The 9,259-nt window shown below is 60.0% G+C and carries 8 protein-coding genes and 1 pseudogene; 2 read left to right on the top strand and 7 right to left on the bottom strand.

Annotated elements, in window-relative coordinates:
• The first annotated feature begins 875 nt into the window (after positions 1–875).
• The gene (locus WA225_RS20410; RefSeq protein ID WP_093439225.1) at positions 876–1,247 is read left to right on the top strand and encodes a DUF6124 family protein; all 372 of its coding nucleotides are present in this window, start codon (positions 876–878) and stop codon (positions 1,245–1,247) included.
• Positions 1,248–1,404: 157 nt separating this feature from the next.
• Positions 1,405–1,590: pseudogene (locus WA225_RS20405) on the top strand (antitoxin); the annotation flags it as partial.
• 160 nt (positions 1,591–1,750) lie between these two features.
• On the opposite strand, the gene WA225_RS20400 reads toward WA225_RS20405, so the two are convergent.
• The 7 genes from WA225_RS20400 to WA225_RS20370 form a co-directional block, all read right to left on the bottom strand.
• Positions 1,751–2,179 (bottom strand): hypothetical protein, encoded by a 429-nt coding sequence (locus tag WA225_RS20400; RefSeq protein WP_422609330.1) that lies wholly within the window; start codon positions 2,177–2,179, stop codon positions 1,751–1,753.
• A gap of 144 nt (positions 2,180–2,323) precedes the next feature.
• A complete protein-coding gene (locus WA225_RS20395; RefSeq protein WP_081265248.1) occupies positions 2,324–2,617 on the bottom strand; it encodes a type II toxin-antitoxin system RelE/ParE family toxin in 294 nt (97 codons plus the stop codon).
• Positions 2,598–2,804, bottom strand: a complete 207-nt coding sequence (locus tag WA225_RS20390) for an antitoxin (RefSeq protein ID WP_422609329.1) — start codon at positions 2,802–2,804, stop codon at positions 2,598–2,600. Before WA225_RS20390 ends, WA225_RS20395 begins: the two co-directional genes overlap by 20 nt.
• A gap of 310 nt (positions 2,805–3,114) precedes the next feature.
• A complete protein-coding gene (locus WA225_RS20385) occupies positions 3,115–4,566 on the bottom strand; it encodes a curlin (protein ID WP_422609328.1) in 1,452 nt (483 codons plus the stop codon).
• Between the two features lie 27 nt (positions 4,567–4,593).
• The gene (locus WA225_RS20380; protein WP_008077339.1) at positions 4,594–5,058 is read right to left on the bottom strand and encodes a curlin; all 465 of its coding nucleotides are present in this window, start codon (positions 5,056–5,058) and stop codon (positions 4,594–4,596) included.
• Between the two features lie 72 nt (positions 5,059–5,130).
• Entirely contained in the window at positions 5,131–7,365 is a 2,235-nt protein-coding gene (locus WA225_RS20375) for an Ig-like domain-containing protein (RefSeq protein ID WP_422609327.1), read from the bottom strand.
• 35 nt (positions 7,366–7,400) lie between these two features.
• The gene (locus tag WA225_RS20370) at positions 7,401–8,747 is read right to left on the bottom strand and encodes a hypothetical protein (protein ID WP_422609326.1); all 1,347 of its coding nucleotides are present in this window, start codon (positions 8,745–8,747) and stop codon (positions 7,401–7,403) included.
• Positions 8,748–9,259: the final 512 nt, after the last annotated feature.

The raw sequence follows: 9,259 nt of genomic DNA, 5'->3' as shown, positions 1-9,259 counted from the left end.
GGGCTCGGGGTTCCTTCGCTCCGGGATCGATCCGGGCGCAGCGCCTACGGTTTGCTGCGCTGCACCTCCTCTCGCTGTGTTTGGCTGCGCCAAACGGTCGCTGCGCTCCCACGCCCGGATCAATCCCTCCGCTCAGCCTTCCGATGTCGCCTTACAGATCAAAAGCCGCAGCCGAGCTAACGCTCATCCTGTTGAGTGGTGAGGAGCAACAGCGTGCTCGGCTTTTGATTTGCGTTGTTGCTGCCCCTCATCGGAACGCCGCCCGCCCAGCCCTCTCCCGAGGGAGAGGGAGCCGATTTGTGGGCCTTTCAAAATCTGAGTTCAACGGGGTATCGCACGTCGGCGTACCTCTCCCAAACCACTCGGTCAGTCCCCTCTCCCTCCGTGAGAGGGCCAGGGTGAGGGGCTCTTGCTTCAACGCTTCAAAATCTGAGTTCAGCTCGGTATTTCACGTCGGCGTACCTCACCCAAACACCTCGGTCAGTTCCCTCTCCCTCCGGGCGGTCCGACGTTTCGGGAGGGTTAGGGTGAGGGCTGCGATTTGAAGTGTGTTTAAAGAAGTGTCTGAATCAGCGGAACCTTCCCACAAGGTTTTCAGGTTGTCCGTCGGACGTCCGGTCTCTAGCCTGTGTTCGTCGCTGCCAATTCAGTGACCGGGCGTGGAAACCCGAGTAACTACAGAGCGCACAAGCGCCATTCATAACGTATCCTTGCGCACCTGACTGTGTGCACTTTGTTATGGCGGCTGTGCGTGGGAGACCTTGTGTCTGCCGGGTTGCCTCTGTCCCGGGTTTCCAACCTGCGTACAGCTGCCACCTATTCGCTTGGAAACCGAATGGGGGGCCAGCTATAACCGTCATACAGGGTAAATAATCATGAAAAAGCCAACACCCAATCCCCCAGAATCAGACACCAACACCACATCCCCCTACGCCTCAGTCGACAGCAAAAAACTCCACGAAGCCGCCGACCGTGCCCTCGATTTCTATCTCAACCCCACACCTCACATCATGTCCAGCACCAACGAGCCGGAACCCATGTACCTCGCCAACCCCAGGTACAACACCGAATCCCTGCTCGCCAACGCCAGCGAAACCCTAGGCTCGGCCAGCGAAATGCTCATCAACTTCGCTGCCTCCCTGGAAACCTCACAGCGCAAAACCGCCTTGGGCATCGCTCAAGTCGTCATGCTGGGCGAACTTGCGGTGAATCAAGCGCTGGATCACGTCGAGTTGAAGGATGGCTAATTAGATCGTTCCCACGCGCAGCAAAGGAATGCCGCCCCTGACGCTCTGCGTCAAATTCGCAAGTTGGAACGCGGAGCGTCCCGAGAGGCATTCCCACGCAGAGCGTGGGAACGATCAATAACAGAGATTGCGTTTTTACCCTCAGTCCGGAGGCACCATGGATCCCCTGTTTTCCACAACCATTGCAGAGTTCGAAAGCGAAGAGCAGGCCGCCAGCTACGACCGCTGGTTCCGTGCCAAAGTCCAGAAATCGCTCGAAGACCCGCGCCCCAGCATTCCGAATGAGCAGGTAATGGCAGATATGAAGGCGTTGATGGCCGAGCTACGGATCAAACATGAGGCTCGTGAGGCTTTGCGCGAAGAAGCCACGATGCCCCACATTGATCGTTCCCACGCTCTGCACGGAAACGATCAAAACTTGAGACCTCGATCACGTAGAACTGCACGCTTAAGCGCCCTCGCCGTACGCTGGAACTCTTTTTACAGAAAATGACTGCAGGTTCTTAGAAAGAAACACAGGTTCCAAAGTAAACCTCGTCATTGATCATGTAATTGAATGGCTTTTTTTCACCATCCACAAACTCCATTACATTCAGGGCAGTGACGAGTGTCCCAGGAAATTTTTGAGAGGCTGTAATTGCAGAGACAGCCTTGAAGGAGTTTTCAGAGCTTCCGGGATCGATAACCTTTGGTTTTGAGTTCAATGAGTTTTTCAGGGTGCCGATGGTTGCTCCTGAGGCTCGATCAACAGTGAATTGTCGACCTACGAAGACTTTGTTGAGTAGTTCGTAAGTAGATCCGACATCACCTGTGGCCTGCGAAACCCGCTCTATCGTGCAGATATAATCATCCGTATCAGTTCCGGCGTTAGCGTTGCTGCTCAGTGAAAATAGGAGCAATGGACAGAGTAGGGTGAGTAGAGGCGCTCTCATCTTTGCTCCTTAATATTTGGTTTGACGAGAATAGATCACCCAACCATTCCCCGTTTCCTTTTGAAAAGTAGCTGCACAACATTATCTGTTCCCAATAAAAAACCGCGCTCCTGAAGGCAGCGCGGTTTTTTGTTGATGAATGGCTTAGAAAGAATCGCGTCTCGGATACTCCTGACGCGCATGCAGAACGTTCACGATCTCGATCCGATCCGTCACTCGGTAGATGATCAGATAGCTGGAATTGACTACGATCTCCCGAGTGCCGGTGATCCGGCCTGATCGATAGAGATAGGGATGATCAGGAAGATAAGCTATGGCCTTTCCAACTGCCTTCAAGATCTCTTTGGCTGCTCCAACATTCCTTTCGACTATGTATTCGAGCACTGTTACCAGCTTCGCCCGTGCTTCGGGCCTCCACTCAATCGGCCTCGAAACCATTGTCTTTTGCCTTGATCAAGGCATGTATCTCGGCCATTACTTGTTCATGCGAAAGATTCGGACGCGGATCATCGAGAGACGCTTGTACTTCCGCCCTGAACCAGCGGTCATAGCTCGCAGCCTGTTCTTCAGGATCAAGATCCGAGACGACTGGGCATAGCGGGTCAATCATCTTTGGGTCGCTCATGGCACCTCCGGGATCAATGCCTGGAAGTCTATTCGGTAAGGGGAATGTTGTCGTGGTTGTCTGGATGATTTGCACGTCGGTCGAGCTCCGTAGGGTTCAGGTTGTCCCGAAAAATCCTAGTCGCTGCGCTTCCGACGGCCAACCGCTAGACGTGGTAGGAAAACGTGCAGCTTTTCCATAAACCATTCATTTTTCTGTAGGACGTGGCGCGTCTGGGCTTTAAACAACGCGTGTCGTTGATCGGTCCTACGGACACAAAAAAACCGCGACCCCCCTCACCAGAGAATCGCGGCCCATCAACACCCAACCCCTACTGCTGCAACACCGTCGCCTGGTTAGCCGACCCGAACTGCTGAATATTCGCCGTCTGCGTCACCCCACTCTGATCGACATTGGCAATGTTCCCCGTGCCGCCCTGGGTCACGTACGCCACGTTCATCGTGTCCGCCTGTTTCACCGTGATCATGTTGTCACTGCCATACAACTGCGCGGTATACGCCTGGTTGCCAGACCCGGACTGATCAAACTCAGCACTGTTGCCGGTGCCATTCGAAGAACCCTGCACCAGGTTGCCCGTGCCGCGTTGATCCGAGATCAAGATGTTGTCGCTACCATTCTGATCAAAATACAGCTCGTTATACGACTCCGCCTGACTGACCGTGGTCTTGTTGCCAGTCCCGGTCTGGTGCGTGGTCATCACATGCCCGACGCCATCCTGAGTGAAGCTGGCAATGTTGCCATTGCCCGCTTGAGTGACGGTCGCGCGCTGGTTGCTGCCGAACTGTCCACCCGATTGCGGGCCTTTCCAGTTGCTGGCGTAGACCTTGTTGTCGTTGCCCACGGAGGTGGCGCTGAGCGTGTGGCCGTCGCCGCTCTGGTAGGTGTAGTGGACGTTGCCGTTGCCGACTTGATACAGCGCCAGCGTCGAGTTGACCGATTCAAACTGGTCGGCGTAGATCGCGTTGCTGTTGCCGACCTGGGTGACGGCGGCGTTGGTGTTTTCGCCGAAGCTTTGGTCGACCACGGTTTCGTTGCTGTCGCCGTATTGGTTGACGGTGGCCTGGCTTGCGAGTTGCGCGTCTTGCCAGATTTCGCTGCCGTTGAGGTTGCCGAATTGGTTGATGGTGATGTTGCCGCCGGTGCCGTTGCGCTGGTCGCCGTAGGCGTAGTTGCTTTCGCCGGCCTGGTTGATGCCGATCTGCCCGCCGTTATGGGTGACCTGTTCGGCGGTGCCGTAGTTGGCGGTGCCGTATTGGGTGATCACCGAGCTGTTGCCGCTGCCTTCATAGAGTTGTTCGATGTTGGCTTCGTTGCTGTCGCCGAACTGGAAAGTTTTGCCTTCGCTGCCGTTCTGCGAATCCTGATAGATGAACGAGAAGTTGCCGGTGCCTTGCTGCTGTTGCAGCGCGCTGTTCGGTGAGCCGAAGCCCAACGACTGGCTGGCGTGGGCGGTGTTGAAGGCGCCGACCTGTTGCTGGGTGATGGTGGCGTTGTCTTCGTAAAGTTGTTCGGCGTAACCGGCGTTGTAGTCGCCGACGGCGTCCTGGGTGATCACGCTGCTGGCGTGGTCTTGCACGGCGGCGGCGTCGTTGCCCTGGCCCAGTTGGGTCTGGGTGGCAGTGCTGAACGGCGCCTGGGTCTGTTTCACGTCGGCGATGTTGGCGGTACCGACCTGGCTTTGGTTGGAAAGGCTGTCGTCGGCCATCGCCTGGGCACTGATCATGACCAGGATGGCGGCGGTGAGGGGCGTCAGTTTGAACATGATGAACTCTCCGATGATGTGCAGTGCTTAGCGATATTGCTTGACCGAAACGCTCATGCCGTTGCCCGACTGGGTCACGGCGCTTTGCAGCCCCGCGCCGGCCTGCTCGATGCTGGCGTCGTTGTTGTTGCCGTTTTGCGAAATCTGCGCGCGGTTGTGGCTGCCGTTTTGGGTGATGGAAGCGGCGTTGCCGGAACCGTTCTGGTTGATCAGCGCCATCAGGTCGCTGCCTTGTTGCAGGATGTACGCTTCCTGATTGCTGCCCGATTGCACGATCTGCCCGAGCAGCGACTGACCGTTCTGTTGCAGCAGGGCGACGTTGGCCTGGCCGAGCTGGTCGATCAGGGCTTGCTGACCCACGGGTGGGGGCAGTTCGCCGAGGTCGCTGCTGGTCGGGGCCAGGTCGTCGTTGTCCATCAGGTCGTCGGCGCGCACGCCTGCCGTGCTGCACAGCAGAAGCAGGCAAAGCAGGGCGGCGGTCGGCGTGTTCATGGCTCACATCCTGTCAGGCGTTAACCGGTTTCAATTCAGCCCCAGCCACCCGCGAGTGGCTGGGGATCAGGCTTACAGCGTGGTCACCGAGACCGTGCGCACGGTGCCCTGGGACGAGCGGATCGTCGCGGTCGGGTTGGCCGATGGCACTACCGTCGTGTTGTTCAGCGTCAGCCGCCAGCGTCCGGTGACCGGTACGGTGGTGGTGCCGAGGGTGACCAGCCCGGTCGGGGTGGTGACCTGCACGGTGATGGTGTTGCCGGTGGTCACTGACGAGGTGCCGGTGAAGTCCCAGTTGAAGCGACCGCCGGAGCGTGCCTGCACCGTAGAAGCGGTGACGGTGAACGTTTCCGCTGCTGGCCGTGGCGACACCTGCACGGTGACCGTGGCTGGCGTCGACAGGGCGCCGAAGCTGTCCCGGGCGATGTAGGTGAAGGTCGTGGTGAACGCCGTGGTCACGGTGGCCGGTGGCGTGTAGGTGATCACCGTGCCGTCAGTGCTGACCGTGCCACGGCCGGCGGCCGGTTGGGTCAGGCTGGCGACGCCCAGCGGCACGTTGCCTTCCGGATCGGTGTCGTTGGCCAGCACGTTGATCGGGATCGCCACACCCAGCGTGGCGACGCTGTCGGCGACGGCGGTCGGTGCCCGGTTCGGCGCGACGGTAATCGTCACGGTCGCCGGGTTGGCCGAGGCCAGGCCTTTGGCGTCCTGCGCTTTGTAGGTGAAGGTGGTAGTCAGTGGCGTGTTGACCACGGCTGGCGGCGTGTAGACCACGGCGGCGGTGCCGCTGAGGGCGACGGTGCCTTGGCCGGCCGCGGGTTGGGTCAACGCGGTGATGCTCAGCGGATTATTAGCGTCGGGATCGCTGTCGTTGGTCAACAGGCTGAGGGTGATCGGCACGCCGAAGCTGGTGCTGCCGGTGTCGGCATTGCTGATCGGTGCCTGGTTTTCACCAGTGTCCGGTGCGCTGCCGACCACGACAACCGGCTCGGTGTCACTGCCGCCAGCGGCGGATTTCACCGTCACGGTAGCCGGTGGCTGGGTCAGGTCGGCGACGGTGATGCGCTGCAGGGTGCCGGTTTTCGACAGGCGTCCGTAGCCTTGCGCAACCATGTCCGGGATCGCCACTTCATCGGTCGATGTCGCTTCGATCAACAGGGTCTTGTTGGCCCAGTTGTAGCGCGCAGTCTGCACTTTCACCACGTCGGTGAGCTTGCTCGACACCGAGGTCGGGCGCGTGGTCCCGGCCGGGTTGGTCGCGGTCACGACGACGACTGACGGCAAGGTGCCGTTGCCCAGGCGCTGGCCGAAGAACAGCCCGGTGTTGTCACCGGTCAGGCTGGTCTGGCAAGGCGTTGGTGGTGGGCCAGGAAGCAGCGCCACAGTTTCGCGGAAGCACAGGGTCGAGCTGCTGTCAGCCTTGGCGAACACTTCGGCACGCACACCCGCCGAAGTGCGGCGATAGGTGGCGCGGTCGATGTCGACATGGGTTTGCTGACGACTGTCGAGCACCTTGCCGGCGACGGTGAACAGTGTGGTCTGAATGGTACCCGCGCCGGACGGCCCGACGATGCGCACGAAGTTGGTGTTGAAGGGGCTGCCGGTTACCGCCTCAGTGAGGTTCGGATCGCCGACGAAGGTTTCGACGCCGCCGGTGTCCGGGTTCACTTCAGTGTAGGGGCCGTTGACGCTGCGCAGGAACGGCCCAATAGCGCCGTTGAGCGTGCCGCTGAAATCGCCCGGCGCACCGATGCCGATGTCCTTGGTGATGTTGATCGCGCGCCGCCCTGGGGTGGTGACGTTGACGGTTTCGACGCCATACGGGTGAGTGATGACGTAGGTGCCGGCCACAGGGACGTTCACCCGGATACGAATCCGCGCGAAGCTTTGTTGATCGCCGTCAGCCGGATTTTCCGAGGCAAACGCCGCTTCTATACCGGCCACATAAGCGTCCATGCCAAAGCCGGCGCCGTTGTTGGCGATAGCGGTTTCGGCGAGGAACCAGAAGGCTTCCGGCGGCCAGTTATCGGGGAACACCATCGGCAGGCTGTCATCGAAGATGCCCGGTTCCGGCAGCAGGGTGCACATGTAGGCCGGTGGCGTGGTGACGCCGACGCGCGAACTGGCGGCGCGCGACTGGCACAGTTCCATCGACAGGTTATTGCTGTCCTGATACCACATCGGGAATTTCCCGGTGGCGAAGGTGTAGGGGCCGGGGTCGACGGCGGCGAGTTGCGCATAGGCACTGCCGGTCAGCGAGAGAGCGAGCCCGAGCGCGTTGAGCGCAAAGCGTGGCCACTTGTTCATGATGCCTCCTGATGCGGATCTGGGCATGTGAGCGTTCATTGCACGATGACCACTTCTTCGGTGTCGCTGCCGCCGTTGGACGACGTCACGCGGACCTTGGCCGGCGGTATCGGCGAGATCCCGGTGGCCAGGCTTTTCACCGCGCCGTCGCCGCTCAGCGCACCGATGGCGGCGCCGCTGCCGGAAGTGGCGGTGAGTACCGGTGGCGAGGTTTCGTCACTGGTCGAGGCCACCACGGTCAGTTGTCCGGAGCTCAAGCTGTATTGGGCGCTCTGGATCACCACCAGGTCAGTCAGGTTCATGGGCAGGGTGGTCGGCGTGCTGCTGGCGATGGCCAAGTGGTTGTCGGCGGTCACTTGCAGGACGCTCGGCACGGTCGGGTTGGCCGACGATTGCGCGTACCAGGCACCGGTGGAGTTGGCTTCGGTCATGTTCAGCACCGGGGTGAAACTGGTCACGGCGACGGTGCCGGGCGCTGGTGGTGCGAGGACGAATACATCCTGCTGGGCCACCGGTGCGCTGGTCCCGGCTTTGCGCGAGTAAGTGCTGCGTTGGGTGATCATCGGCGTTGGCCGCACCACGGTGGACAACTTGCCGGAGACCGCGAACGTGGTGGAACGCAGGTCGAGACCGTTCGGGCCTTCGATGCGCACGTAGTTGGTGTTGAACGGACTGCCGGTCACTGCTTCGGACAAGTTAGGGTCGCCGACGAATTGTTCGGCCGCACCGGTCACCGGGTTGGTCTCGGTGTACGGACCGTTGACGCTGCGCAGGAACGGGCCGATGTCACCCTTGAGCGCGCCGTCGTAAGTTTTCGGCGTGCCGATACCGATGTCGCGGGTCATGTTGATCGCGCGGCGACCGGGGGTGTCGATGTTGAACACGTCGACGCCATACGGGTGGGTGATGACGTAGGTGCCGGCAGTGGGCACGTCAACACGAATGCGGATTCGGGCGAAGCTGACTTGATCGCCTTCCACCGGTTCTTCGGCGGCGAACGCGGCTTCGATGGCGCTGACGTAGGTCAGATCAATCCCCCGTGCGGCATCGACGAGCGTGGTTTCACCGGTGAACCAGAACGCTTCATCGGGGAAGTTGCTCGGGAAGACGATCGGCTGGGCGTCATCGAACACGCCGGGGGTGGGCAGTAGCGAACACATGTACGAAGGTGCGCCGGGAGCACTGGGTACTCGGGAGCTGAGCGCTTTGGACAGGCACAGATCCAGCGTGCGACCGTGAGTGTCCTGATACCAACTGGCGAAACCGCCATTGGCCGGTGCGTACGGGCCGGGGTCAACGGCAAACAAAGCGGCCTGAGCAATGCCCTGGGCCAAGGCGCTCACGACCAGGACAGTCGCGGTTTTGGACAGTAAAGGGTGCATGAGTTAATCCCTCTATCAAAGTACCTGTCCCTTGGGGATGGGTCAGTTGCAGAGGGCCTGTACACCTTCCATGCCAAGGTGCGGTGGATGGGCGGGAGATGGCCGGGTTAGAGGGGTTGGCGGGTATGAAAGTGAGATTTTTGCTCAGCGGGGAAAGGGCGTCATTCCCCAGGATTGGGGAAGGTGGGGGGATGACCACTGAACATCTGTCGGATAAAGAACCTGTGGGAGCGAGCCTGCTCGCGAAGGCGGACTTCCTGTGATGAAAATGTCGACTGAACTGCCGCCTTCGCGAGCAAGCTCGCTCCCACAAGTTTCTTCGGTGAACACCAGATGTGTGAACGACCGAGAACCCTGTGGGAGCTGGCTTGCCAGCGATGACGGTGGATCAGTCGACATCCTCGGCACAGACAAACCGCCATCGCTGGCAAGCCAGCTCCCACAAGGTTCTTTGGTGTTCGTGGGGGCGGTGTTATCGGGTCGATATCCCCGCATCCGGGCAAACCCCCATC

It is taken from the genome of Pseudomonas sp., from assembly GCF_049300855.1.
Taxonomy (GTDB): domain Bacteria; phylum Pseudomonadota; class Gammaproteobacteria; order Pseudomonadales; family Pseudomonadaceae; genus Aquipseudomonas.
This window is presented reverse-complemented; position numbering and strand designations above follow the sequence as displayed.